Source organism: Micromonospora sp. Llam0, assembly GCF_003751085.1.
In the GTDB taxonomy this organism is placed as follows: Bacteria; Actinomycetota; Actinomycetes; order Mycobacteriales; family Micromonosporaceae; genus Micromonospora_E.
The window spans coordinates 5054489-5078988 of record NZ_RJJY01000001.1; the positions used below are offsets into that span (position 1 = coordinate 5054489).

General features: G+C 72.4%; 20 protein-coding genes. 7 read left to right on the forward strand and 13 right to left on the reverse strand.

Annotated features, from left to right (window positions below):
* Positions 1-93: 93 nt before the first annotated feature.
* The 3 genes from EDC02_RS22030 to EDC02_RS22040 form a co-directional block, all read right to left on the reverse strand.
* Entirely contained in the window at positions 94-2319 is a 2226-nt protein-coding gene (locus tag EDC02_RS22030; RefSeq protein WP_233606186.1) for a bifunctional diguanylate cyclase/phosphodiesterase, read from the reverse strand.
* A 156-nt stretch (positions 2320-2475) separates the two neighbouring features.
* Positions 2476-2763 (reverse strand): iron-sulfur cluster assembly accessory protein, encoded by a 288-nt coding sequence (locus tag EDC02_RS22035; RefSeq protein ID WP_123603598.1) that lies wholly within the window; start codon positions 2761-2763, stop codon positions 2476-2478.
* Between the two features lie 201 nt (positions 2764-2964).
* Positions 2965-3450 carry a winged helix-turn-helix domain-containing protein gene (locus EDC02_RS22040; protein WP_123603599.1) on the reverse strand — a complete coding sequence of 162 codons (486 nt, stop codon included), beginning with the start codon at positions 3448-3450 and terminating at the stop codon, positions 2965-2967.
* Positions 3451-3495: 45 nt separating this feature from the next.
* Between EDC02_RS22040 and EDC02_RS22045 the strand changes: the two genes are divergently transcribed.
* Positions 3496-4752, forward strand: a complete 1257-nt coding sequence (locus EDC02_RS22045) for a GTP-binding protein (protein WP_123603600.1) — start codon at positions 3496-3498, stop codon at positions 4750-4752.
* Between the two features lie 77 nt (positions 4753-4829).
* Here EDC02_RS22045 and EDC02_RS22050 read toward each other — a convergent pair whose 3' ends face one another.
* Complete coding sequence (locus tag EDC02_RS22050) at positions 4830-5417, reverse strand: hypothetical protein (RefSeq protein ID WP_123605037.1); 588 nt, start codon at positions 5415-5417, stop codon at positions 4830-4832.
* Positions 5418-5817: 400 nt separating this feature from the next.
* On the opposite strand from EDC02_RS22050, the gene EDC02_RS22055 reads away from it, so the two are divergent.
* The 3 genes from EDC02_RS22055 (at position 5818) to EDC02_RS22065 (ending at position 7922) form a co-directional block, all read left to right on the forward strand.
* Complete coding sequence (locus EDC02_RS22055) at positions 5818-6729, forward strand: ParA family protein (RefSeq protein ID WP_123603601.1); 912 nt, start codon at positions 5818-5820, stop codon at positions 6727-6729.
* A gap of 9 nt (positions 6730-6738) precedes the next feature.
* Positions 6739-7194 carry a hypothetical protein gene (locus EDC02_RS22060; RefSeq protein WP_123603602.1) on the forward strand — a complete coding sequence of 152 codons (456 nt, stop codon included), beginning with the start codon at positions 6739-6741 and terminating at the stop codon, positions 7192-7194.
* Positions 7195-7319: 125 nt separating this feature from the next.
* Positions 7320-7922 carry a hypothetical protein gene (locus EDC02_RS22065; protein ID WP_148083553.1) on the forward strand — a complete coding sequence of 201 codons (603 nt, stop codon included), beginning with the start codon at positions 7320-7322 and terminating at the stop codon, positions 7920-7922.
* Here EDC02_RS22065 and EDC02_RS22070 read toward each other — a convergent pair.
* From EDC02_RS22070 to EDC02_RS22105, 8 genes are all read right to left on the reverse strand, one after another.
* On the reverse strand, positions 7868-10090 hold the full coding sequence (locus EDC02_RS22070) for an ATP-binding domain-containing protein (protein ID WP_123603604.1): 2223 nt from the start codon (positions 10088-10090) through the stop codon (positions 7868-7870). The genes EDC02_RS22065 and EDC02_RS22070 overlap by 55 nt on opposite strands.
* Positions 10091-10237: 147 nt before the next feature.
* The gene (locus EDC02_RS22075) at positions 10238-10918 is read right to left on the reverse strand and encodes a lytic polysaccharide monooxygenase (RefSeq protein WP_199757726.1); all 681 of its coding nucleotides are present in this window, start codon (positions 10916-10918) and stop codon (positions 10238-10240) included.
* Between the two features lie 201 nt (positions 10919-11119).
* Positions 11120-13732, reverse strand: a complete 2613-nt coding sequence (locus tag EDC02_RS22080; RefSeq protein WP_123603606.1) for an ABC transporter permease — start codon at positions 13730-13732, stop codon at positions 11120-11122.
* A 6-nt stretch (positions 13733-13738) separates the two neighbouring features.
* Positions 13739-14500, reverse strand: a complete 762-nt coding sequence (locus tag EDC02_RS22085) for an ABC transporter ATP-binding protein (protein WP_123603607.1) — start codon at positions 14498-14500, stop codon at positions 13739-13741.
* Between the two features lie 96 nt (positions 14501-14596).
* Positions 14597-15304 (reverse strand): response regulator transcription factor, encoded by a 708-nt coding sequence (locus EDC02_RS22090; protein ID WP_123605038.1) that lies wholly within the window; start codon positions 15302-15304, stop codon positions 14597-14599.
* Between the two features lie 23 nt (positions 15305-15327).
* Entirely contained in the window at positions 15328-16695 is a 1368-nt protein-coding gene (locus tag EDC02_RS22095) for a sensor histidine kinase (RefSeq protein WP_123603608.1), read from the reverse strand.
* An 83-nt stretch (positions 16696-16778) separates the two neighbouring features.
* The gene (locus tag EDC02_RS22100) at positions 16779-17960 is read right to left on the reverse strand and encodes an FAD-dependent oxidoreductase (protein ID WP_123603609.1); all 1182 of its coding nucleotides are present in this window, start codon (positions 17958-17960) and stop codon (positions 16779-16781) included.
* A gap of 60 nt (positions 17961-18020) precedes the next feature.
* Positions 18021-18596, reverse strand: coding sequence for a TetR/AcrR family transcriptional regulator (locus tag EDC02_RS22105; RefSeq protein WP_123603610.1), 576 nt, complete (start codon positions 18594-18596; stop codon positions 18021-18023).
* A 189-nt stretch (positions 18597-18785) separates the two neighbouring features.
* On the opposite strand from EDC02_RS22105, the gene EDC02_RS22110 reads away from it, so the two are divergent.
* On the forward strand, positions 18786-19616 hold the full coding sequence (locus EDC02_RS22110; RefSeq protein WP_123603611.1) for a hypothetical protein: 831 nt from the start codon (positions 18786-18788) through the stop codon (positions 19614-19616).
* 50 nt (positions 19617-19666) lie between these two features.
* Here the strand turns inward: EDC02_RS22110 and EDC02_RS22115 are convergent, their stop codons facing one another.
* The gene (locus EDC02_RS22115) at positions 19667-22690 is read right to left on the reverse strand and encodes a BTAD domain-containing putative transcriptional regulator (protein WP_199757727.1); all 3024 of its coding nucleotides are present in this window, start codon (positions 22688-22690) and stop codon (positions 19667-19669) included.
* 236 nt (positions 22691-22926) lie between these two features.
* Here EDC02_RS22115 and EDC02_RS42415 point away from each other — a divergent pair, with 236 nt between their 5' ends.
* Both EDC02_RS42415 and EDC02_RS22120 read left to right on the forward strand, forming a co-directional pair.
* Entirely contained in the window at positions 22927-23061 is a 135-nt protein-coding gene (locus EDC02_RS42415; RefSeq protein ID WP_255500488.1) for a hypothetical protein, read from the forward strand.
* A 94-nt stretch (positions 23062-23155) separates the two neighbouring features.
* Complete coding sequence (locus EDC02_RS22120; protein ID WP_123603612.1) at positions 23156-24469, forward strand: YcaO-like family protein; 1314 nt, start codon at positions 23156-23158, stop codon at positions 24467-24469.
* Positions 24470-24500: the final 31 nt, after the last annotated feature.

A 24500-nucleotide genomic window follows, 5' to 3' on the forward strand; every position in this document is an offset into this window, starting at 1 on the left:
TGTCATATCCCTCACGGATCGGGCGCATTCGACGGTGTGCCAGCATAACCACGGCAGATCAACATGACCATGCTCGCATGTGGAAAACCCGGGTCATCGCGCGGCGATCAACTGGCGGAGCTGGGCCACCGGCTGCGGCCGGCCGTACCGGTAGCCCTGCGCCCGTGGGCAGCCGATCGCCGCGACCGCGCCGTGCTGCACCTCGGTCTCCACCCCCTCGGCGACCACCACCAGCCCGAACGCATCGGCGAGCCGGGTGACCATCTCGACCGTGGCGTAGGCCTTCGGGTCGGGCGAGTCGAGCCGGTCCACGAAGGACCGGTCGATCTTCAGGTCGGTGGCTGGCAGCCGGTGCAGGTAACTCAACGACGAATATCCGGTGCCGAAGTCGTCGATCGAGATCCGTACGTCGAGTTCCCGCAGCTGGGCGAGTCGGGACAGCACCTCGTCGGTGCTGTCGATCAGCGCCGTCTCGGTCAGCTCCAGGGTCAGCCGGGGGGCGGCCAGCCCGGCCACCGCCACCGCCCCGTCCACCATGGCGATCAGATCCGGGCGGCGCAGCTGGGCCGGCGCCAGGTTGACCGCCACCGTGGTGCCGGGCGCCAGCTGCTGCCAGGCGGCCGCGTCGTGACAGGCGGTGGCGAGCACCCAGCGGTCCAGCGGCAGCACCAGGCCGGTCTCCTCGGCCAGCGGCAGGAACCGGCCGGGGCTGAGTAGCCCGAGCCGGGGGTGCCGCCACCGCACCAGCGCCTCGGCGCCGCGGATCCGACCGGTGCCGACGTCGACGATCGGCTGGTACGCCAGCTCGAACTGGCCGCCGTCGTCGACCGCCCGGCGCAGCTCGGCGATCAGTTCGGCCCGGTCCACCGCCGCCTCGCGTAGCCCGGGGGTGCAGAACCGGTACGCGGACTTGCCGGCCGCCTTCGCCGCGTACATCGCGATGTCGGCGTCGCGCAGCAGATCGGCGTCGCCGCAGTGGTGCGGCCCGTACTCGGCGATGCCGATGCTCGCCGAGGTGACCGTGCCGTCGGCGAGCATCGCGAGCAGCCGGTCGGCCAGCCGGGCCGGGTCCCGGGCCGGGTCGAGCAGGACGGCGAACTCGTCGCCACCGAGCCGGGCGATCAGCCCCGCGTCGCCGACGGCGGACCGCATCCGGGCCGCCACCTCGCTGAGCATCGCGTCTCCGGTGGCGTGGCCGAACCGGTCGTTGACCTGTTTGAACCCGTCGAGATCGAGCAGCAGGACGGCGACGCGGCCCGGTTCGGTCAGCGCCGCGATCGACTGACGCAGCCGGCGGGTGAACAGCAGCCGGTTCGGCAGCCCGGTCAACTGGTCGGTGTAGGCGAGCCGGCGTAGCCGGGCGGCCAGCCGGCGGTTCTCGTTCGCGGCCAGGGCCTGCCGGCCAGCCAGCGCGGCGAGCAGCGCGACACCGCTGGCGTAGATCACCGGCGACGGTTCGCCGGCGGCGAGCACCGCTGCGATCGCCGCGCCGACGGTCAGGTACGGCAGCGCGACCCGCCACCACGGCAGCGGCGGCGGCTCGGCGGTCTCGTCGATCTGGTCGAGATCGGCCGGGGGCGGGTGCCGGCTGGCCATCGCCACCAGCAGGTAGCTCAGCGGCCAGCAGACGTCGACCGGGTGACCGGGTTGGTAGGTGGCCTGGGCGATCATCGACACGTAGACAGCGTCGGCCCCGGCCCGCACCGCCAGGCTGGCCCCGAGCAGGGTCAGCGCCGGCCACAGTGGTCGGGCCGGGCCGGCGACCGAGATCAGGACGACAAGCTGGATCAGGTCCAGCATCGGGTAGAGCATGCCGAGCGCGGTGGCCGTACCGTCCATTTCGGCGTTGGCCATGTCGCGGTACACCACCAACCAGGCGACCGGGAGCAGCGCCAGCCCGACGATCACCCCGTCCAGCAGCACTCGGGCCCGGCCGACCGCGCTGCGCGGTGCCGAGACCGCGCTGAGCAGCGCGGCGGTTCCGGTGACGAGGCTGGCGAAGAAGATCAGGCCGATCAGTGGGGTGTGTGGCAGCGCGGCGACGGTGAGCCGGCCAACGGTCCAGATGACCCGGCCGCCGGCGGCGAGGGCCATGGTCGCCGCCAGCAGCACCCAGAATCGGCGCAGCTGCGGCGGGTGGCGTCTCGCGGTTATCCCGCAGGTGGTGGCGGCGCAGCCGGCGACGATGATCGCGCCGAGGTCGCTGACCAGTGCGGCGGCCGGGCCGCCGGCCAGCAGCCACCCCGCCTCGACGGTGATTGTCAGGACCCCGGCGACGACGGCCCATCGACGCGCCCCGCCCGGTCTGTCTGCTGCCACCGGCGGAATCTATCGTCCGTGACGGATACCGCAAGGCAGGCTGTCGGCGAGTTTACAAGGGACCTGACCGGGTGGACCTGCCACGACGGCTGGTCAGCCGTTGGCGGACACCCGTCGGTACGGTGCCCGCCAACGGCTGTGCGACGTCCTGGTCGCTCAGCCGGCCGGCTGCTCGGCGATGCCGAAACGCACGCCGCCGTCGTCGTCCACAGCGGCGTCGAGCGACTTGTCCTGCAGCAGGTTGGCTGCCTCGGCGTCGAGGAAGACGCGGGCACCGGACGAATCCACCACCTGGTCGCCCGCGATCGGCTGCTCGGCGACGGTCAGGGTGAGCGACCCGGCGGTCGGGTCGGCCGAGATCCGCAGGCCGGCGCTCTCCGGTGCCTGCTGCTGAGTGGTGATCTCGCGAATCACGAAGACCGCGTTGTCGGTCATGGTCAGCATGACAACTCCTTGATCGGATATCTGGAACTACCGGAAACAGGTGATGGCTGACGCGGCGAGGCGGCTCAGCGGCGATGTCGGGTTTGGGGCTGACGGCGCGGCGAACAGTGCGCGGCGGGCGGTCAGGGCGGGCGGCGGAAGCTCCAGGGACTGGGTCGGTCAGCGGCCGTCTACCGTCCCACCGTGCCGGACATCCACCAATCAGTCAAATCTCCACGTTACCCGACCGTCGCCGATGCGGCTGCCGATTGCGTCGTCGGCGCCGGCCAGCCGGGCGACGGTGACCGGTAAAGCACCGTCCAGGCGGTATCCCACTCCGTGGACGGTCCGCACCACCGGGAGGTCGTCGCCGAGCTTGGCCCGCAACCGGCGGATGTGCACGTCGATGCTGCGCGGCCCGGACCGGCGGTGCCCACAGACCCGGTCGAGCAGCTGGGCCCGGGTGAACACCTGCCGAGGGTGGCTGGCGAAGCAGTGCAGCAGGTCGAACTCGCGACGGGTCAGTTGGATCTCGTCGGCTCCGAGCAGCACCATCCTGGCCTCCGGGTAGATCCGTAGTGCGGGGTGCCCGACGGGGTGGCCGGCCGGCGGCCCCGCGACCGGGCGGCGGTCGGCACCGGTCAGCGCCTGCTCGCCGGCCAGGTGCTCCAGCAGGTCCATGAGGTGGGCTCGAAGGGTGGCGTCCATTCGGCTATAATGACAACCGTTTTCATTTCAGTCGAGGGGGCGTGCATGCCGTCACCGTCAGCTCCGGCCGGCCGTACCACCCACCGGGCCGCCACCACCCGCCCGGCGGTCACCGTACTGTCCGGTTTCTGGCCCGCCGCCACGATGGCCGTCGCCCGGACCCTGCTCGCCGCCGACCCGGCCCTGCTCGTCGTCCGCTACGACGTCGGCCCGGCGCACGACGGTGCCCCGCACCGGGTGCTCCGCGACGGCACCGGCCCGGTCGAGGACGTCCGTCTCGACCTCGTCGACGGCTGTGTCTGCTGCACCCTGCGGGCGGACGCACCGGCCACGTTGGCCCAACTCGCCGCCGCCCGACCCGGCCGGGACATCGTGCTGGTCCTGCCCGAAGTGGTCGAACCGGAGACGCTCGCCACCGCCTGCTCGCACGGTCGGGTGGCCGGGCGACCGGTCGGCGACCTGGTCCGGTTCGACTCGTACGTCACGGTCGTCGCCGCCGACCACCTGCTCGACGGCCTGGCCAGCACCGACGACCTGAGCCAACTGGGCATCGCCGCCGCCCCTGGCGACCGCCGTCGGCTCGCCGACGTGATCGCCCGGCAGATCGAGTACGCCGACACGGTCGTGCTGTGGGGCGGGTCGACCGACCAGGCCTTCGAGACGCACCGGCTCGGTGTGCTGCTGTCCCGGATGGCCCCGTGGGCGGTGCACCTGCGGGCCGGCGACCAGCCGACGATCGACGCCACCCGGCTCGCCGGCCAACTGCGGCACACCGACCGGCACCGGCCGGAGACGCCAGCGGTGCTGGACCGCGGCGTCGAGGGTCACCTGATCGGGGTACACGAGCCGGTCGCCGACTGCGGCGTCGTCTCCGCGGTGTTCCGCGCCCGCCGCCCGCTGCACCCCGCCCGGCTGTTCGCCGCGTTGGCCGACGTCACGGCGGGTCCGCTGCGGTCCCGTGGGCACCTCTGGCTGGCCAGCCGGCCGGAGACGGTGATCGGCTGGGAGTGCGCCGGCGGCGGCCTCACCCTGCACACCCTCGGCCGGTGGCTGGTCGACCTGCCGGACGAGCAGTGGGAGCAGGCCAGCCCGCAGCGCCGGCTGGCCGCCGCGCTGGACTGGGACCCGTACTACGGCGACCGGCACAGCAACCTGGTCTTCGTCGGCGTCGACTTCGATCCGGTCGACCTGCATCGCCGGCTGGCGGCCTGCCTGCTCACCGACGCCGAACTCGCTGACGGCGAGGCCGGCTGGCGTAACCTGCCGGATCCGTTCGCCGGTGGTGGGGTCGACCCCGGCTGACCTGGCCGGGGCATGCGTCGAGGGCCGGACCCCGGGTACGGGGTCCGGCCCTTCGACTTGGGCTTCTGGTGTTCGGGTCAGCTGTTCCAGTGCTGGGCGACGAGTTCGGCGGCCTGGGTCTCCCACTGGGCGTAGTGGTCCGGGTACGCCGACACCTGCACCGCCTGGGCGGCCTCGGTCAGCGGCATGTCCTGCCAGCCGTCCACCTGCTTGAGCCCGTCGAGGAACGCGGTGGTGGAGTACTCCACGTCGGTGATCTGCTCGACCGTGCCCCAGCCGGAGGAGGGGCGCTGCTGGAACAGGCCCTGCGAGTCGTGGTCGTTGCGGTCCCCGAGGTGGCCGAGGTTCTCCAGCTTGGACTCCTGCAGGGCGGTGGCGATGGCGACCACGGCGGCCCGCTCGTCCATGCCGGCCTTCTTCGTGGCGGCGATGATGCCCTTGACGTTGTCGGTCTGCTCACCGGACAGGGTGATCCGGGACTGCTCGCCCCGCACACCGTGCGGGGTCAGCTTGCCGGTGTCGACGCCGCTGGCGGCGGCGGCGGACACGGGTGCGGCCAGGGCGGTGGGGGCGTGGTCGGCGGCCAGGGCGGGGGCGGCGATCGCGCCGCCGGCCAGGGTCAGACCGGCGATGCCCAGGGCGGTGTTGCGCAGGCTGGTGCGCAGGGTGCGGGTGATGATCGTGGTCATGGGGGGTCCACCTTCCGTTTTCCGAGGGGGCACACCCGTCACGGGCGGGTGGGTGCGCGGTAAACGGTCATCCGGGTGGTACGGAGTCGGGCGCGGGCGCGGGTGCGCTGCCGCGCGCCGTGACCATGTACAACCACGCCGGCCCGTCGACGATTCCCGACCGGGTCCACCCGCCGGGCTGGCCGCCATCGCGGCCGTGCTCGTTGGGGACCGGGCCCGGCGGCCGGCCGTGGTGCCGGAGTGGGCCGGACTTGGGTGGCGCGACCATGCACAACGACCCCGCCCGCCGGATCATTCCGCCCCGGCCCGGGCCTCAGGACCGCGCACCCATCGGGTCACGTGGCATGCTGCTGGCCATGTGTGTGCGGAGCGTCCGATGACCGTGGTGTCCGTCATCAACTACAAGGGTGGCGTCGGCAAGACCACCGTCACCGCCAACATCGGGGCTGAACTCGCGTACCGAGGGCACCGGGTGCTGCTGATCGACCTGGACCCGCAGGCGAGCCTGACCTTCTCCTTCGTCGAACCGACCATGTGGGAGCGGGAGCTGGCCGACGAGCGGACCATCCTGCAGTGGTTCGGTGACGTGCTGGACCGTGGCGGTGCCGCACCACTGGACCGCTACCTGCTCACCCCGCCCACCGTCAACGAGGTGATCGGCCAGCACAGCGAAGGTCGGCTCGACCTGGTGCCGTCCCATCTGATGCTCACCGACGCCGACCTCGACTTCGCGGCCAGCCTGGGCGGATCGCGGTTCCAGCACGGCAGCCCGCGTTTCCTGTCCCTGCACCGGGCGCTCGCCGAGGCGCTCGCCGCGCCCGCGTTCACCGACTACCAGGTCGTCCTGGTCGACTGCCCACCGAACTTCACCATGGTCACCCGCACCGGGGTGGTCGCCAGCGACCACATCCTGATCCCGGCCCGGCCGGACTACCTGTCCACGCTCGGCATCGACTACCTGCGGAAAAAGGTCTCCGAGCTGGTGACCGACTACAACCGGGTCGCGGCGGGCCGGGCCGACCAGATCAGCCCGGAGATCCTCGGCATCGTCTTCACGATGGTCCAGTACACCGGGCACGGGCCGCTGCTGGCGCTGCGCAACTTCATCGGCCATCCTGCGACCATCGAGATCCCGCGCTTCCAGCAGATGATCCGCGACAACAAGACGGTGTTCGCCTCCGCCGGTGAGCACGGCCTGCCCGCGGTGCTGATGCCGGACGCGAACGTCAACGTCCAGTACGAGTTGCAGCAGCTCGCCAGCGAGTTCCTCGCCAAGATCCGCCCGTAGGAGAGTCACGTGACCAGCGCCGCCGACCTGTCCCACGCCGTCCTGATCCGGGTCGCGGACTTCCTCCGTACCCTGCCGCCGGAGCAACTGGCCGCGCTCGCCGACGGCACCGCGCAGCTGACGGTCGCCACCGCCACGTCCGGGCCGCAGCAGCCTGCGGCACCGGCACCGGCACCGACACCGGCCCGCCGGAGCCGGGCCGTCAAGGCGGCGAAGCCGGCGGTCGACATCGACACCGACCGGATCCGCGCCGATCTGGCGGCGATCGACGACCGGGTGGCCGCCGGACGCTACCTCGACGATCTCGGGCTGAAGGTCGCCGAGCTACGGACCCTGGCCGCCGAACTCGGGGTGGCGCTGCCGAGCCGGGCCACCAAGGCCGTCATCCAGAAGAACATCGTCCAGGCGACCGTCGGCCGACGGCTCACCTCGGCGGTACTCAGCCGCCCCGCCAGCAGCTCCTGACAGCAGCCCCCGACAGCGGTCACCACCACCGGTCGTGATGGAACTCCTTCGATACCTTGCAGGAGAGCGCGGCAGTTCGCCCGCGCGCCTCGCGGGGTGGCGTGACAGAAGACGCTGGGGAGACGATGTCCAGGAGACGGCCGGCACCCGACGACGACTTGTTCGATCGCATCTTCATGCCCACGATGCCTATCTGGGCGATGGTCCTGATGGGTCTCAACGGGAGCCTCTGCATGTTTGCCTGGAGCATCCTGTTCCGACTTCCCGATGACGACTCGGCGTACCTCACAGCGGCAACGTGGGTGGCGGTGGCCGTACCCGTGCTCACGTTGCTGGCGATGGTGTTCCTCACCATCGTCGCCAGGATCATCGACGATGACCTTACGGGAGCGTTCGATGTGGTGGTCGCACGCCTGCCGGGATCACTGTTCGTCCTGAGTCCCGTGGGCCTGGTGTTCGGTTGGCTGGTGGCCGTTCCGCTGGGTTGGGCAGCGATGGGGCTGGGTGTGGCGGAGAGCGTCGCCTGGCGATGGATCATCTTTCCGGTGGCCGGGCTGGCCTGCCTCTGGATTGCGTCCCTGCCCTACCTCCGGTTCAACGGACGCAGCCTGATCCCGCCCTGGACGCGGGCACCGGGTGGCACTACCGGAGCCCCCCTCGCGGGCGACACGGGTCAGGACGTCGGGGAAGGCTCCAGCGTGGGCTTTGACGGAGATTCCGGCGACTGATTCCCTTTCGGGGATCGGTTGTCAAGCTGGCGACGTACCTCGTCGAGGACTTCCGCCCAGTGTGCGGCCGGCGCGCCGGCGCGGAGCTGACCGGCAAGGTGCTCGGCGAGCAGGCGGGCGGACCGTTCGGTGAAGTCGGGCTGGTCGTCGGCCGAGCCCGGTTCCGGGCGGTACGGCGTGGTCAGCGGCAGCGGGTCGCCAACACAGACCACGTCCAGGTGGCCGGTGGTGCGGGTCAACGCGACGTACAGCATCCGGTGGCCGCGTTCGTCGTCGGCGACGATCTGTTCCGGCTCGACGACCACCACGGCGTCGAACTCCAGGCCTTTCGCCTCGGCCGGGCTGACCAGGTTGATCGCCGCGCCGAGGTCGCCCTGCTGGGCGCTGCTCCAGGCGAGCCCGTTGTCGGCGAGCGCCGCCTCGACCTCGCGGCGGCAGCGCGGCGGGCAGACGACGCCGACGAACGCACCCCGCGCGGCGTGCTCACCGGCCACCGCGACGACCCGCCCGGCCCGCTCGGTGAGCCCGACCCGGTGCACGCCGGGTTCGGCCGGACCGTCCCGGACCACCTCCGGTGGTGTCACCCCGGGCGCGGCGACCGGCAGCAGCCGGGCGGCGAACTGGTACGCCTGGCGGGGCACCCGGTAGCCGTACCGCAGCGGCGCGACCCGCACCGGGCAGGTCGTCGGCAGGTGCCGGGTCACCTCGTCCCAGCTGTCCCGGGCCCAACCGCCGGTCGACTGGGCCAGGTCGCCGATGACCGTGCACGAGCCGGTACGGCTGCGTCGGGCCACCGCCCGCAACTGCATCGGTGACAGGTCCTGCGCCTCGTCGACCACCACGTGCCCGTACCGGCGCGACGGCCCGCCGTCGATCAACTGGTCCAGCTCGTCGAGCAGCGGCAGGTCGGCGGCGGACCAGATCTCCTCGGAGATCCGGTCGGCGCCGCGCCGGTGCAGCAGCTCCAGCTCGTCGGCGGTCAGGCCGGCGGCGGCGGCGCGCAGCCGGGGCCGGGATGCCAGCAGGCCGCGTAGGAACGCCGCCGGGCTCTGCTGCGGCCAGAGCCGCTCGACCAGGTTGGCCAGCGCCGGTTCACCGCGCGGGTCGACGCCGGCCCGGTCGTGGACCGGGTCGGCGAGCCGGTCACGGAACAGCTGACGGCGACCGCCGTACGGCAGGTCGGCCCCGGCGGCGGCGTCGAGTGCCTGCTGCACCTGCTCGCCGGGCAGGGTGACGAACCGGTTGCCGAGCAGCAGCCGCTCCGCTGGGTCCGGGGTGCCGATCCGGTTGCGTAGCGCCCGGTCGAGCAGGCCGGCCATCCGGGCGTCGCCCTTGAGCCGGGCCACCGCCGCCGGCTCGGCCCGGCCACGCCGTACGGTCGGGGCGAGCCGGCTGATGTCGCGCAGCTCGACCTCGGCGTCGCCGAGCCCGGGCAGCACCTGGCCGATGTAGCGCATGAACGTCGGGTGCGGGCCGACCACGAGTACGTCGTCGGCGGTCAGCTCGGGATGCTGGAACAGCAGCCAGGAGACCCGGTGCAGGGCGATGGCGGTCTTGCCGGTGCCCGGGCCGCCCTCGATCACCAGAACCTGCTGCAGTGGGGCGCGGATCAGTTCGTACTGGGCGGCCTGGATGGTGGCGACGATGTCGCGCAGGGTGCCGGTCCGGCCCCGGGCCAGCTCGGTGAGCAGGTGCGCGTCGACGCCGGCCGGGCCCGACCCGTCGGCTGACCCGCCCGCGATACCGGCGGCGATCTCGGCGAACAGGACGTCGTCGAGGTGGTCGATGACGTTGCCGGTGCACTGGAATCCGCGTCTGCGCACCAGGCCCTGGGGGTCGTCCGGGCTGGCGGTGAAGTAGCGGGCCGCGGCCGGCGACTGCCAGTTGATCACCAGCGGGTCGCCGCTGTCGGACGAGCCGATCAGGTGCCGCCCGAGGTAGTACGCCTCGCCGGACTCGTCGTCGATACGGCCGAACGCGACCGCGTCGGTGGCGCCGCCGAGGGCCCGGGTGACGGCTTCGGCGTGGTGGCGCAGCCGGGCGGCGGTGGCCCGGTCCGCCCCGCTCTGGGCCAGCGAGCCGAGTGCGGCAACCCGCCGGTCGCGTTCCCCGGCGGCGGCGTCGAAGTACGCCTGTTCGGCGGCGATCTCCGCTGACATGTCGGCCATGTGCACGCTCCCCGGGTCGGCAGACCCGGCACACCGTACCGGTGTGGGCGCGGGCCGGACAGCCCCCGAGTGTGCAGGACCGCCGGCCCGGGACGGGATGTCCCGGGCCGGCGGGCGTGCCGTGCCGTCGTTCGTCGGCCCTGCCGATCAGACGAAGTTCACGTCACTGCACCACATGTAGGCCTGGTCGAGGTGGGACGCCTGCCAGATCACGAAGACGATGTGGTGTCCGGTGTAACCGGAGGTCGAAACGTTGAAGCTGATGTTCTGTGCCGGCGCGTACCGGCCGGTCTGGGTGATGAAGTCGAGGTTTCCCCACCCGAGCCGCTGGGTAGCGGGGTTGAACCCGTTCTTGCTCACGTAGACCCGGAAGTAGTCGGCGCCGTGGCTGGCCTGGTCGTACAACTGGACCGTGAAGTTGCGACCGACGTTGGTCTTCTTCCACTGTCCGGGCTGGTTCAGGCTGTTGTTTCGGGAGAGGGCGTTGCTGCACAGCTGCCCGTCGGGGGTACGGCCCTGGAAGTTGCCGCCGAGTCCGTCGCGCAGCGCGCTCATCCAGTTCCACATGGTGTCCGGGTTGGCCTGGAAGGCCTGCCAGCACATCGGGTCCTGCTGCTGCATGGCCGGGTTCATGTGCTGGTGTCCCCAGTCCTGCCAGCACTGGTAGGCACGGCTCGCCGGGTTGACGATGGTGCCGTGAGCCTGCGCCGCGCCGGTGAACGGCAGCATGCCGGCCATCAGGGCGAGCAGCAGAACAAGCGCTCGAACAGGCTGGCGGGCGGCCGGTCGGGATCGCCGACCGGGTTGATCGAGGTTGCGTGAACGCACGGTACATCCTCCGTTCCTGGGCGCTCATACGGGTGCGGGAGCGCTTCCACCCGACTATCGCACCCATTGGTCCGGATATCAATGATCGTCTATAGATATCTGTTTTTGTCGGGCTGCCCGGAGTCGCCCCCGCAGCGACTCCGGGCAGTTACCGATCCAGGAAAGCGTTGATCTGGCAATCAGCGATCAACAGTTGCCGACTTAGTCGGCCGCCAGCGACTCCACGACCGGCTGGCGCAGCGCCCGGCGGGCCGGCAACACCGAGGCGACCAGCGCGGCGACCGCCGCCACCGCGACGACGACCCCGAGCTGTGTCCAGGGCAGGTCCAGCCGGAAGATGTCGTCCTCGGCATGGTTGAGCACGGCGAGCGCGCTCGCCGCCCCGGCCACCCCGATCGCGATGCCACACGCCGTACCGCTGACCGCCGTCAGCACCGCCTCGGTGGCGAGCATCCGGCGCAGCTGGCCCCGGGTCAGGCCGACGGCCCGCAGCAGGGCGTTCTCCCGGGTCCGTTCGACCACCGACAGGGTCAGGGTGTTGGCCAGCCCGAGCAGCGAGATGAGGATCGCCAGGGCCAGCAGCGCCAGCACGAACCGCAGCACCGTGTCGACGGTGCCGGTACGCGCCTCGGCGTACGCCGCCCGGTCGACGAAGGTCACGAACGGGTAGCTGACGACGATCGACTCCACCGCCTCGCGGGCGGCCTCGGCGCCAACGCCGGCTGCCGGGTCGAGCTGCACCAGCCAGGTGTCGATGTCGGGGTAGACGGCGGTCACGTCCTCCTCGACGGCCAACACCCTGCCGGTGGCCGGCTGGTCGCCGCCGCTCGGGTCGGCGAGGACTGCGGCGACGACAACGTCGCGCGCCTGCCCGACCGCGCCGCCGACGGAATCGGCAGACCCGGCCGGGCCGGCGGGATCGACGGGATCGGCCGAGTCGACGGGTTCGACCGAGTCGACCGGAACGGGTTCCAGGCGAAACCGGTCGCCGACGGCGAATCCGGTCGCCTCGTTGACGATCACCCGGCCCGGCCCGAAGTCCCGCACGTCACCGTCGGCCACCGCCAGCTTCGCCTTGGCCAGCAGGTCGGGGTGGCCGGCGGCCACGTCGAACCCGCCCGGAGCGCCGTACACCTCGGCGCCGCCGAGCACCACGCCGAGTTCCGGCAGGTCACGAAGCCGGTTGACCAGCTCCGGCGGCACCGGGTCCAGGTCGGACTCAACCAGGAAGGCGGCTCCGATCCGGGCGTCGACCTCCCGCTCCACGGCCCGTTTGACGCTGTGCGCGCCGACCGAGAACGACGTCACCAGCCCGATGCCGATCACCAGCGCCATGGCGGTGGCAGCGGCGCGGCGCGGGTTGCGTACCGCGTTGGCGACCGCGAGCCGGGCGGTCGGACCGGCGACCCAACCGGTCAGTCGGCCGAGCAGCCGGGTGACCGCCGGCACGATCAACGGGCTGGCCAGCACCAGACCGACAAAGGCCAGGATCCCACCGGCGACCACCACCAGCAGGTCCTCGAGCCGGCCGGCGGCGACCAGCCCGAGCACGCCGACGACGATCAGCAACAGGCCGGCGCCGAGCCGCAACCGGTTGACCGGTCGGGCGACGGTCAGCGCCGCGTCGGTCAGCGCCGCGACCGGCGGTACGGCGGTGCCGCGCCAGGCCGGCAGCAGCGCCGCGCCGACGGTGACCCCGACGCCGCAGACCAGGGCGACGACGACGGTACGCGGGCTGACCACCGTGCCGCTCGGCATACCGCTGCCCAGCTCGGCGTAGAGCTGGCGCAGCCCGGCGGCGGCCACCACCCCGAGCAGCAGTCCCCAGACCGCGCCGATCAACCCGACGGCGGCGGCCTCGACGACGCCGGCCCGGAACAGCTGCGCACGGGTGGCCCCGACGAGGCGCAGCAGCGCCGTCTCCCGGGTGCGTTGGGCGAGCAGGATCGTGAACGTGTTGGCGATGACGAACGCGGCGACGAAGACCGCGATCGCGGCGAACGCCAGCAGCAGCCGGGTGAACTGCTCGCCGTTGCCGACCGAGAAGTCCAGCGCGGCGGCCCGCAGCTGCTCGCCGGTGCGGGTGGCGACGTACCCGCCGGCGGCCGAGCGCAGGCGTTCGGCCAGCTCGGCCTGGCCGACGCCCGGTGCGGCGACGACCAGCACCCGGTCCAGGTCGGTACGGCCGGTGAGTTGGCGGGCGTCGGCGTCGACCAGGCCGAGCAGCGCGCCACCGGAGTCGACGCCGGTGCCGGCGACGTCGACCAGGCCGACCACCTGGTACGGCTGCGGCTGCCGGTCGGTGACGGCGGCCTGCACCTGGTCGCCGATGGTGATGTCCCGCCGGTCGGCGGTCCGGGCGTCGAGCACCGCCTCCCCGGGCCGCTGCGGCAGCCGGCCGGCGGCCAGCGGCAGGCCGGCCAACTGGGGATCCGCCGGGACGGTGACCAGGTTGTTCAGGCCCGGGATGGACTGGTTGTCCGGGCCGAGCAGCCCGACGCCGTACCAGCTGAAGGTGCCCTCGGCGGCGGCGACCCCGTCGACCTGACGGACGGCGTCGACGAGCGTGGCCGGCAGCACCTCGCCGTCGACGTCCGGCGCGCCGGCCTCGCCGGCCGGTACGTCGAAGTCGCGGGTCAGTTCGACGTCGACGAAGCGGTCGAGCAGCCCGGCGCGTTGCTCGGTGGCGGCGGTCAGCCCGTCGGAGAAGATCAGGGTGCCGGTGACGAAGCCGACGCCGAGGACGATCGCCAGCGAGGAGAGCAGCAACCGGCTGGCGTGGGCGCGCAGCGAACGCAGGGTGAGCCGCAGCACTTGACCTCACCCACCCACGCGGGTGCCGTCGAGGCGGGACATCACGTCGAGGATGGCGTCGGCGTCGGGCCGGTCCAGGTCGGTGACCCGACGTCCGTCGGCGAGGAAGGTGACCCGGTCGGCGCGGGTGGCGGCGAGCGGGTCGTGGGTCACCATCACCACGGTCTGCCCGAGCTGGTCGACGGCGTCGCGCAGCAGGCGCAGCACCTCGGCGCCGGTACGGGAGTCCAGGTTGCCGGTCGGCTCGTCGGCGAAGATCACCGACGGTCGGGTGATCAACGCGCGGGCGACGGCCACCCGCTGCTGCTGCCCGCCGGAGAGTTCGGCCGGCCGGTGCCCGAGCCGGTCGGTGAGCCCGACGGCGGCGACCACCCGGTTCAGCCAGCCACCGTCGACCCGGCGGCCGGCGATCGCCAGCGGCAGGGTGACGTTCTCCACCGCGGTGAGCGTCGGCAGCAGGTTGTAGCGCTGGAAGACGAACCCGATCCGGTCGCGGCGCAGCATCGTCAGCCGCCGGTCGTCGAGCCGGGTGATGTCGGCGTCGCCGACGCGTACCGAGCCGGTGGTGGGCCGGTCCAGGCCGGCGAGGCAGTGCATCAGGGTCGACTTGCCGGACCCGGAGGCGCCCATGATCGCGTGGAACCGGCCGGCGTCGAAGGCGACGTCGACGCCGTCCAGCGCGGTGACGGCCGCCTCGCCGGTGCCGTACACCTTGGTCAGGCCGGTGGCGGTGACCGCCGCGGCCGTGGTCGTAGTGGTCGAAGACATGCCGGAAACGCTAGGGACGCGGGCGCCGCGCGGCGTCCACCGTCGTGCGTCACTTGCGGGTCCGCCGCTGGTCGCAGCCGCCGGCCGGGGTACGCCTCAGGTCGTAGTGCCGGGGCGGATCAGACCGGTCTCGTACGCCAGGACGACGGCCTGGACCCGGTCGCGCAGCCCCAGTTTGGCCAGGATCCGCCCGACATGGGTCTTCACGGTGGCCTCGGCGACGGTGAGCCGGCCGGCGATCTCGGCGTTGGACAGCCCCTGGCCGACCAGCAGCAGCACCTCGCGTTCCCGGTCGGTGAGCCCGTCCACGGCCGGGGCCGCCGGCCCGGCTGCGACGAGTTGGCCGGCGAACCGGTCCAGCAGCCGGCGGGTGATCCGCGGCGCGACCACCGAGTCGCCGGCGGCGATCACCCGGATCGCGGCGAGCAGGTCCTCCGGCGGGACGCTCTTGAGCAGGAATCCGCTGGCACCGGCCTGCAGCGCGGCGAACGCGTCGGCCTCGGTGTCGAAGGTGGTCAGCACCAGCACCCGGGGGGTGGGGCCGGCGGCGCAGATCCGGCGGGTCGCTTCGACGCCGTCGAGGACCGGCATCCGCACGTCCATCACCACCACGTCGGTTTCGACGGTACGCAGCAGCCGCAGCGCCTCGGCGCCGTCACCGGCCTCACCGACCACGGTCATGTCGCCGGAGTAGTCGAGCACCATCCGGAAGCCGGCCCGGACCAGGGCCTGATCGTCGACGAGGACCACCCGGATGGCGGCGTCGCCGGTCACGGCCGCGCCGGCACCCGGGTCGCCGGTCATGCCGCCGCTGCCCGGGTCGCCGGTCATGCCGCCGCCGCCAAGGTCAGCGGGATCGACGCCCGCACCTGCCAGCCGCCGTCGAGCCGGGCCCCGGCGCTGAACTCGCCGCCGTACAGCCCGACCCGCTCGCGCATGCCGATCAGCCCGTGCCCGCCGGCGGGCAGCGCGGCGGCCGGCACCGGCAGCGGGGTGACGTTGCTCAGCGCCGGCACCGGAACCGCGTCGCCCCGGGCCGGTGCGGCGGCGGTCCGGGTCGGTGCGGCGGCGGTCCGGGTCGGTGCGGCGGCGGTCCGGGTCGGTGCGGCGGCCGGCGGCGGGATCGCGGCCCGGCGGCCGCCGTCGTCGACGACCTCGATCGTGATGGCCTGCCGGGTGTACGTGATCGCCACCCGCGCCCGGGCCCGCTCCCCCGCGTGCCGCAGGGTGTTGGTCAGCGACTCCTGCACGATCCGGTAGACGGCGAGCGCCATCCCGTCGGGCACCTCGGGCACGGTGCCGGTCACGGTGTACTCGACGACCAGCCCGGCGGTCCGGGCCTTGGCCACCGCCTCGCCCACCTGGTTGAGGCTGCCGCGCGGGCGGTCCACCACCGCTTCGGCGGAGCGCTGCGGATGCCGCAGTACGTCGATTAGCTGGCGCATCTCGCCGAGCGCCTCCCGGCCGGTGGCCCCGATCGTGGTCAGCGCGCTGCGGGTGCGGTCCGGGTCGCGGTCCAGGGCGAACCGGCCCCCGTCGGCGTGCACGATCATGACCGACAGTGAGTGGGCGATGATGTCGTGCAGTTCGCGGGCGATCCGGGCGCGCTCCTCGACGACGGCGATCCGGGCCAGGTGGTCCCGTTCCCGTTCGGCGGTGGCGGCCCGCTCCTCCAGGCTGCGCACGTACAGGTGGCGGATCCGTACGGTCAGGCCGAGCAGCCAGACCCCGATGGTGACCGAGCTGGCCAGCAGGAAGATGTACCGGTCGAGCCATGTCCCGCTGCCGTCGTCCCACTGCACCGCCGGGCTGAGCAGGACGGCGGCGGTGAAGCCGCCGAACAGGGTGGTGGCCAGTGCGGCGAACCCGATCCAGGCCTGCCGGGCGTACTTGACCATCGAGTAGAGCGCGATCAGGATCGCCACGTCGTGCGGCAGCAGGGTGAAGGTGTCCCCGGCGAGCAGTTGGGCGGCGCCGAGCAGGGCGACGACGGCGTAGGTGGCGGCCGGGAACCGGCGGCGGGCGAGCAGCGGGGCGGCCATCAGCAGCCCGTGGCCGATGCCGATCAGGCCGTACGGCCCCTCGGCGATCACCGACGTGGTACCGACGACCGTGACGATGGCGAGGTCGAACAGCAGCTCACGGCCGCAGATCATCCAGCTCGGCGGAGTCGGGGGCGGGGGCGGCACCGGCATGCTGCGAGCGTACCCAGGCCAGCTGCCGGATCGGGCGACCGTGGCCAGGGGTCAGGTGCGGGACCGGCGGCCGTTGCCGCGGGTCAGGTGCTGGACTTGCCGACCATCGCGCCGGCGATGACCCGGTCCATGCCGGGCAGCCCGGCGGCGGCCAACGCGGCCCGCCGCACGTGCAGCCACCAGCGGTGCTCCGGCACGAACCAGCGGACCCCACGCCGGGCCACCTGCTGTTTTTCGGTGACGACCGGTCGCATCGCGGTCTCGTAGCGGCGCAGCGCTATCGCCAGTACGCCAGGGTCGGCACCGGCGGTGGGGTCGAGTGCCCGGGTCAGCTCGGCGGCCAGGGTCTCCGCCCCGGCGACGGCCAGCGAAGCACCCTGCCCGGCGAGCAGGGAGACCGCCTGGCAGGCGTCGCCGACCAGGACCACCCGGCCCTGGCTCCAGGCCGGCATCTCGATCTGGGCGACCTGGTCGTAGTAGATGTCGTCGGCGGGCGGGCAGGCGGCGAGCGCCTGCGGCGCGATCCAGCCGAGGCCGGCGTACTCCTCGCGCAGGGCCGACCGGGGATCGGCCGGCAGCTGCGGGTCGGTGGTGCGGTGCACGGCGAAGACGGCGATCCGCCCGTCGCGCAGCACGTAGCAGCCGAGCTGGCGCCGGGTGCTGTCGGTGAGGGCGAACTCGTCGCCGACGGCGTCGCGGGCCGCCGGGTCGTCGAACACCCAGGCGGCGGTGTGGAAGCCGAGGTGGCGCAGGAAGTGCCGTTCGTCGCCGAAGGCGAGCCGGCGGACGGTGGAGTGGATGCCGTCGGCGCCGACCAGCAGGTCGGCCCGGTGGACGGTGCCGTCGACGGTGGTGGCGTCGACCCGGTCGGCGCGGTGGTCGATGCGGGCCAGCCGGCTGCCGAAGCGCAGCGCGACCCGGCCGGGCAGCGCTTCGCGCAGGATCCGTTCCAGGTCGGGACGCATGATGCTGACCAGCCGACCGTCGACGATGTCGGCGAACCGGGAGTAGCTGAGGCTGGCCCGCCGACGGCCCTGGTCGTCCCGGTAGGTCAGCGCGGTGACCTGGTAGCCGTACTCGTACAGTTGTGGCAACAGCCGCATCCGTTCGATGGCGTCGTAGCCCGGCCCGAAGAAGTCGATCATGTAGCCCTCGGTACGCGGTGCCGGCGCCTGTTCGAGGACGGTAACCGCCCAGCCGGCGGTGTCCAGCCGGTGGGCCAGGGCCAGCCCGGCGATCCCGGCGCCGCAGATGACCGCCTTCACTGTCGGTCCCCTTCCGTCGTGGCGTTGTCGGTGGTGCTCATGCTGATCCGACCGCGGTGCTCATGCTGAGGTGTCGGTGGCGACCAGGCGGATCAGCGGTCCGGCGACCGCGTCCGAGGTGAGGCCGGATGACAGTGGACGGTGCAGCATGAGGCCGTCGAGGGCGGCGGTCAGCACGGCGGCGCTGCCCGCTGGGTCGGCGACGCCGTGGCCGGCCAGCCAGTCGGCGATCCGGCTGCGCAGCCCGTCGAGGATGCCGGCCAGCACCTGGCGCAACTCGGCGTCGCGGGCGGCGGCCAGGTACGCCTCGGCGAACAGCAGCGAGGTCGGGTCGGTGCCGGAGTAGCCGTCGAGGGCGGTGAGCAGGGCCCGTACCCCGGCCTCGGGGCTCGCCGCTCCGGTGAGCAGGGTGTCGAGCTCGCTGGCGAGGTCGGTCATCGTGCCGGTGGCGGCCTCGATCAGCAGTGCCCGCACCGAGGCGTAGTGGTAGTGGACCAGCCCGGGGGCGACCCCGGCCCGGTCGGCGACGAGCCGGGTGCTGACGGCGGCCCAGCCGCGCTCGGCGATCAACGCGACGGCGGCGGCGCGCAGCCGGGCCCGCACCTGCCGGCCGCGTTCGGCGGCGGTCTGCGTCATTTCTCACCTCCGTGGCGACAGCTGTTGGGCGCTCGCCCTGGACGTTCGCATTGGGCAATTGCCCAAGAGCCTACCACGCCGATCCGGTCCGCGAAATCGGCTCTGGATTCCGAGCCGTCACCCGTGCGACCCTGTTCGCAATAAGTAGTCGCCCGATCACCAATGGCTACCCCTCAGCCGGAGGCGTGCGTGAGCGAGCTGTACCGGACGCCGCACTACGAACCACCACCGGGCAAGGACACCGGTGCGACCCCGATGCAGGTGCTGGTCACCGGCGTCACCCCGCCGGTGCCGTCCGCGACACACGGCGCGATGACCACCCTCGTCGGCCTACGCCTCGACGGCCCCCGGCACTGGATCCGGTTCGACGAGATCCCCGCCCACCCGCTCAGCCAGACCGCGCCCGTACGGCGCTACGACATCGTCTCGGCCATCGCCGAGCCGGACCCGGCCGACCCCCGCCCGGAGAGCTGGCGAGTCCACGACGCAACCCTGCGGGTCCGTCACGAAGCCCGGCGGTGGCCCGGACGCGCCGCCATCCTGCACCGGCACGCCGAATGGTCCATGTGCGACCTGGAAGACTCGGCCGCACGGCGTCCCGACGCCCAGTCCCTGGCCCTGATCCGGGTCGCCGAGCTGCGCTACGTGCGGGTCAACCGGACCCCGGTGGCAGCGCCCGCCGAACGCTGGTCCGCCGCCACCTGGCGCCGCACCGAGCCCGACCTGTTCCGCCCGGTGGTGCACGACCTGCTGCGCCGGCCACCGTTCACCGTCGCCTACCGCTACCACTGCCACCATCCGGTCTGCCGCAGTCACGTACAGGAACTGCGCGACCGGGACGTGGTGGCCTTTCAGCAGCGTCGCCGCAGATACTGCGGGCTGCCGCTGCGGCGCGCGCTGGTCGGCGAGTTCTGGTGGCCGCTGCGCCAGCCCGGCCGCGAGGTGGCGTTCCTGGTCGGCAGCCGCCGCGACGCACCGGCCCGCTTCGACATCCTGGACACTGTCATCCTCCGCCGCTAGCCCAATCACTTGCGGGCTGGTCACATGCAGGCTGGCCAGTTGCGGGCCGGTCAGGGAGGCCGGGCGAGTTGCCGTCCGGTCTCGGTGGCCTCCGGCAGGCCGAGCACGGTGAACAGGTCGTGGGCCAGGATCAGCTGTTCGCGGGATTCGTGGTCGGCGCCGAGCGCGTGCAGCACCCGCGAAAGCACCGCGTAGGCGTAGGCCTGATCTCGCTGGTCACTGAGCCGCTCGCAGTGACCGGCCGCCTGCCGGGCATGCCGGAGAGCGAGCTCCAGCTCGCCGGTCTCTCGCAAGGCGTCCGCCAGCCGGTAGCGCGCCCTCGCCTCCCGCACGTGCAGACCGGCCGACACACACAGGTTGAGGCACCGGACGAACCATGACACGGCGTCCTCGTACCGCTGCTGGTCGAACGCCGCAAGCCCGATGACATACCACGCGTACGCGGTCGCGCCGTCGTCCGACAGATCATCGAACGAGTCCAGGGCTTCCCGGCAGGCGGCCTCCGCCTCGGCGGGCTCTCCACGGTAGACCTCGGCCAGTGCCGCGTTGACGATCGACATGAACTCGCCGACGCGGTGGCGAAGCCGCCGGGCCAGCCCGATCGCCTTCTCGAAATGGGTGACGGCACTGTCGTAGTCGCCGCGACGCAGCGCCAGCAGACCCAGGGTGTCCAGCGCCCGCCGCAAGATGGGGGCGTCGTCGTGCTCGGCGCACAGCTCGGCGGCGATCCTGGTCTCCCGCTCGGACTCCTGGAGGCGTACCGCCGCGATCGCCAGCTTGCCGCGCAGGAAGTGCGCGCGCCCGGCCATCTTCCCGTCGCCGGCGCGGTCCGCCGCCGCGCACAGCACGGACACCAACTCGATCGTCGGTTCCGCGCGTGGGTCTGGCCCGAACGGCGAAATCGCGATCATCAGATCTACCGAACGACGAAGGAGGTTCCCTCCGCCGGCCGTCATCTGCCCGACCAGTGCCACGATGTTCGGCAACTCTGCGGCTGCCCAGCGCCGGGCGCTCGCGAGGCTGTCCAACGGCTGCCCGGCGGCCCCGTCCGCGGCCAGGGTCACGGCGACCGGATCGCCCGGAGCAGCCCGCTGGAACGCGTTGACCGCAGTGGCGAGAAGGGCGTCGAGCAGCCGCCCCTGGGAGGCGGCGATCTCCCCGGCCGATCCTGCCGATCCGGCCACTCGGGCTGCTCCGGCCGCCCTGGCCGCCCCGGCTGCTCCGGCGATGTCCTGGGCGAGGGCGAACGACCGCACGAGGGGATGCAGGTGGTACCGCCCGGCGGTGTCCGACTCGAGCAACGCCAGGTCGACCAGTTCCTCCAGCAGGTCTTCGCTGTCCGGCTCGGGCCGGTCCAGCATCCGGGCCGCGATGGGCAGCGCGAAGTCCGGCATGTCGGTGACGGCCAGCAGGACCAGTGCACGCTGCTGTTCCGGGGTGAGCTGCCGCCAACTGGCCAGGAAGGTCGCGCTCACGTCGAGATCACCGGCCCGCAACGTGCCCAGCCGGCACCCGCCGGTGAACCGGTCGCGAAGCGTGAACCGGTCGCGAAGCGTGCCGATCGACCAGCCCGGCCGGGCGGCCAGCCGGGCCGCCACGATGCGGACCGCCAGCGGCAGCAATCCGCAGGCCACCACGAGCTCCCGTGCCGTCTCGCGCTCGGCGGCCACCCGGTCGTGGCCGATCACCCGGCTCAGCAGCTCAATCGCCTCGGCCTCGTCGAACACCTCGAGGTCGGCGTGCACGGCGCCGTTCAGGCCGGCCAGCCGGGATCGGGAGGTGACCAGTACGCCGCAGGTCGCGGCTCCCGGCAGCAACGGGGTGATCTGGGCCAGGTTGTGCGCGTCGTCCAGCACCACGAGCAGCCGGCGGTCGTGCGTCACCGAACGGAACAGCGCCGACCTGCTGTCCAGGCAGTCCGGGACGGACTCCACCCCGAGTGCCGCGAGGAAACCATCCAGGACGTCCTGCGGCGATGCCGGCCTGGCGTCACCGCCCCTGAGCTCCGCGTACAGCTGACCGTCCGGGTAGTGCGCGCCGACCCGGTGAGCGACGTGTCGTGCCAGGGTGGTCTTGCCGAGACCGCCCATCCCGGCCACGGCGACAATCGGCAACGAGCCCCGGTCGGACCGGCTCAGGGCGTTGATGATCAGGCGGGCCACCGCCTCGCGCCCGGTAAAGTCCGCAGTGCTGGCCGGGACCTGGGCCGGCCGCGGCACCGGCACATCACTGCCCACCGGCTCATCGCTCCGCACCGGCTCCTTGGGGCGCGCAAGCTCCTTGGTGCGCGCCGGCTCCTCATTCCGCACCGGCAGGGCGGCGGGCCCTTCGCTGGCCAGGAGCCGCCGGTGGGCGTCGGCAAGCTCGGCGCCGGGTTCCAGCCCCAGCCGGTCCACGATCCTGCGGCGAGCGGCCGGGAATACCGCAGCGGCCTCCCCCGTCCGGCCGCTGGCGTGCAGTGCCCGGATCAACAGCACGACGAGGCTTTCGCGCAGCGGGTTCTCGTCGATGAGCGCACGCAACTCGGGCACACACCAGGAGGCGCGGCCGAGGTCGATGTCCAACGCCAGACGCGCCTCCAGCAGGTCCAGGTGCAGCTCAGTCAGCCGGCGGCGATGCCGTTGCGCGAACGGGCCGGGCACCCCGGCCAGCGGCTCGCCGTTGAAGAGGGCAAGCGCCTCGGCCAGCATTGCGCGAGCACTCCTCGCGTCGCCGACCCGGCGGGCGCGACGGGCGCGACGGGCCAGCGCCTCGGCGTACCGCACATCGACGGCGTCCTCGGGCACCTCCAGGCGGTAGCCGTCACCGACGGTCGTCAGGAGCCGGGGCTCGGCAGCGTCGTTCTCCAGCACCTTGCGCCAGCGCCAAGCGTACGTACGGAGGCTCTTCGTCGCCGTGACCGGCGGGTCGTCGCCCCACAGCGCTTCCATCAGAACGGCCGCGCTCACCGCCTGACCCGGCCGCAGGAGAAGGACGACCAGCAGGGCCTGTTGCTGCGGACTTCCCATGTCGAGATCGGCAGAGCCCCGGCGGCCGCGCACCACGCCGAGCAGGTTGAAGCGAAGGGATTCCATGTCAATCGCAGACGACCGCGTCGGCGGCGTCCCGCAAGTCCACCCTCATCTCGCCATCCTGGCAAACCGGAGCGGCCAGCGGGCCCGGCTGTAGGTGAACCCATAGGCGTGGTGTGGATGACTGCGACATTGATCGACAGCGGTACCTGACTGCGGATATATCAAATCGCGTATCCGGTGTCTATCGGCGTGTCCGAAGCTCGATCCAAGGCACCTCTCGATGAAGGAGGAAGCACATGGGACTGCACGACGCGATCTACCGGGCCCAGCAGGACAAGCCGGAACTCGCCGAGACCGAGCAACTGGTCCTCGACGAGCTGGCCGAGCGTGACCAGGACTCCGAGGTAGCGGCGGCCGAGTCCGCCGGCTGAGTCGACGTCACAGGGGCCGGGCGGCTCGCCCGCCCGGCCCACCCGGTCCCGCAGTGCGTTCAGTCTGAGGTGGAGTGACGTCGGAGGTGGAGTGATGTCGGGGACAGATCTTGCGGCCGGCTCGGTGGTCCAGGACGGTGAGCGGACGCTGAGCTTGTCCGAGGCCCACCTGCGGGGTCTGGCGGCAGCGGCCGAGCTCGATCTCCGGGTGGACTGCACGGCGGTGCTCGACGGTGATCCGGCAGTCTGGACCGCGACGTTGTGGCGTGGCGACGACCCGGTGCCCAGCGGGCTGGGACTCGGCAAGGGAAACTCGGCGGCAGCGCAGGTCGGCGCGATCTTCGAGGCGCTGGAGCACCACCTCAGTGGGCTGCATGGCCTCGCTGACGACGGGACGACGCTGCGCCGCGCGGGTGAGATCTGCCGCGACGTGACGCTCAGCCAGGACGTGGCGCTCGGCCTGCTCGGGGAGTTGCCCGACGGGCCGATGGGGTGCCTGCCCTTCCGGGTGGTGACCAGCGGCGCCGAGATCGACGTGCCGCTGTTCCTGTCCGTGCCGGACTACCTCGACGAGGAGGCCGACCCGCTGCGGGACAGTCTGGGTGACCACTACGACTACACCGGGGTGAGCCGGTACTCCTGCAACAACGGCTGGGCGGCGGGCGCCGACCCGGTCGAGGCGGCGGTCCACGCGCTCAACGAGACCATCGAGCGGGATGCCTTCTCCCTCCTGCTGGTCGACCAGTTCCTGGGGCGGCGAAGGTCACCGCTGGTCCTCATCGAGGCGAGCACGTTGCCGGACGACCTCGCAGCCCTGGTGTCAGCGGCGGAGACCATCACCGGCCGGCGGCTGCATCTGATCGACATGACCAGCGACCTGGGCGTGCCGGCGATCTTCGCCTACCTTCCTACCCGCGACGGCGAACCGGCCCGGATCCGCGGCTGTGGCGCCTCGCTCTCCCGGCACTATGCGATCGCCCGTGCCGTGAGCGAGCTGGTCCAGGTCCACCTGGCGTCCTCGCTCGGGAACATCCACTCCGCGTTCGCCGCCATGACGCCCGTCCGGCACGACTGGACGACGCCCTATCCCGCACTCCACGCCTGTTACCGAAGTGACTTCAGCAGCCGGCTGGCCGACGCCACCGTCGTGCCGTACCAGGAGACGGAAGCGCCGGACACTGCGGTTGGCCATTTCGACGCGCTCATCGATGCCCTCGTCAGACGCGGCTTCACGCCGCTGCAGCGTGACCACTACGTCACCGGCAACCTGGCCGTGGTCAACATCTTCGTCCCCGGCCTGGAGCGGTTCATGCTCGTCACCGACGGACAGGTGGTGGTGCCGGGGAAGCGCGGCATGGCGGTCAAGAACAACGGAGTACGGCCTGAATCCGTGCTCGATGTCAGATAGCTGACGTTGATCATTGCGCTGGGCCGGCTGC

Bases quoted from the DNA above. Each gene is read 5' to 3' on its own strand.
- EDC02_RS22035 (WP_123603598.1), bottom strand. From the start codon at position 2,763: ATGCTGACCATGACCGACAACGCGGTCTTCGTGATTCGCGAGATCACC.
- EDC02_RS22040 (WP_123603599.1), bottom strand. From the start codon at position 3,450: ATGGACGCCACCCTTCGAGCCCACCTCATGGACCTGCTGGAGCACCTG.
- EDC02_RS22045 (WP_123603600.1), top strand. From the start codon at position 3,496: ATGCCGTCACCGTCAGCTCCGGCCGGCCGTACCACCCACCGGGCCGCC.
- EDC02_RS22055 (WP_123603601.1), top strand. From the start codon at position 5,818: ATGACCGTGGTGTCCGTCATCAACTACAAGGGTGGCGTCGGCAAGACC.
- EDC02_RS22065 (WP_148083553.1), top strand. From the start codon at position 7,320: ATGTCCAGGAGACGGCCGGCACCCGACGACGACTTGTTCGATCGCATC.
- EDC02_RS22070 (WP_123603604.1), bottom strand. From the start codon at position 10,090: ATGGCCGACATGTCAGCGGAGATCGCCGCCGAACAGGCGTACTTCGAC.
- EDC02_RS22085 (WP_123603607.1), bottom strand. From the start codon at position 14,500: ATGTCTTCGACCACTACGACCACGGCCGCGGCGGTCACCGCCACCGGC.
- EDC02_RS22090 (WP_123605038.1), bottom strand. From the start codon at position 15,304: ATGACCGGCGACCCGGGTGCCGGCGCGGCCGTGACCGGCGACGCCGCC.
- EDC02_RS22095 (WP_123603608.1), bottom strand. From the start codon at position 16,695: ATGCCGGTGCCGCCCCCGCCCCCGACTCCGCCGAGCTGGATGATCTGC.
- EDC02_RS22105 (WP_123603610.1), bottom strand. From the start codon at position 18,596: ATGACGCAGACCGCCGCCGAACGCGGCCGGCAGGTGCGGGCCCGGCTG.
- EDC02_RS22115 (WP_199757727.1), bottom strand. From the start codon at position 22,690: ATGGAATCCCTTCGCTTCAACCTGCTCGGCGTGGTGCGCGGCCGCCGG.
- EDC02_RS42415 (WP_255500488.1), top strand. From the start codon at position 22,927: ATGGGACTGCACGACGCGATCTACCGGGCCCAGCAGGACAAGCCGGAA.
- EDC02_RS22120 (WP_123603612.1), top strand. From the start codon at position 23,156: ATGTCGGGGACAGATCTTGCGGCCGGCTCGGTGGTCCAGGACGGTGAG.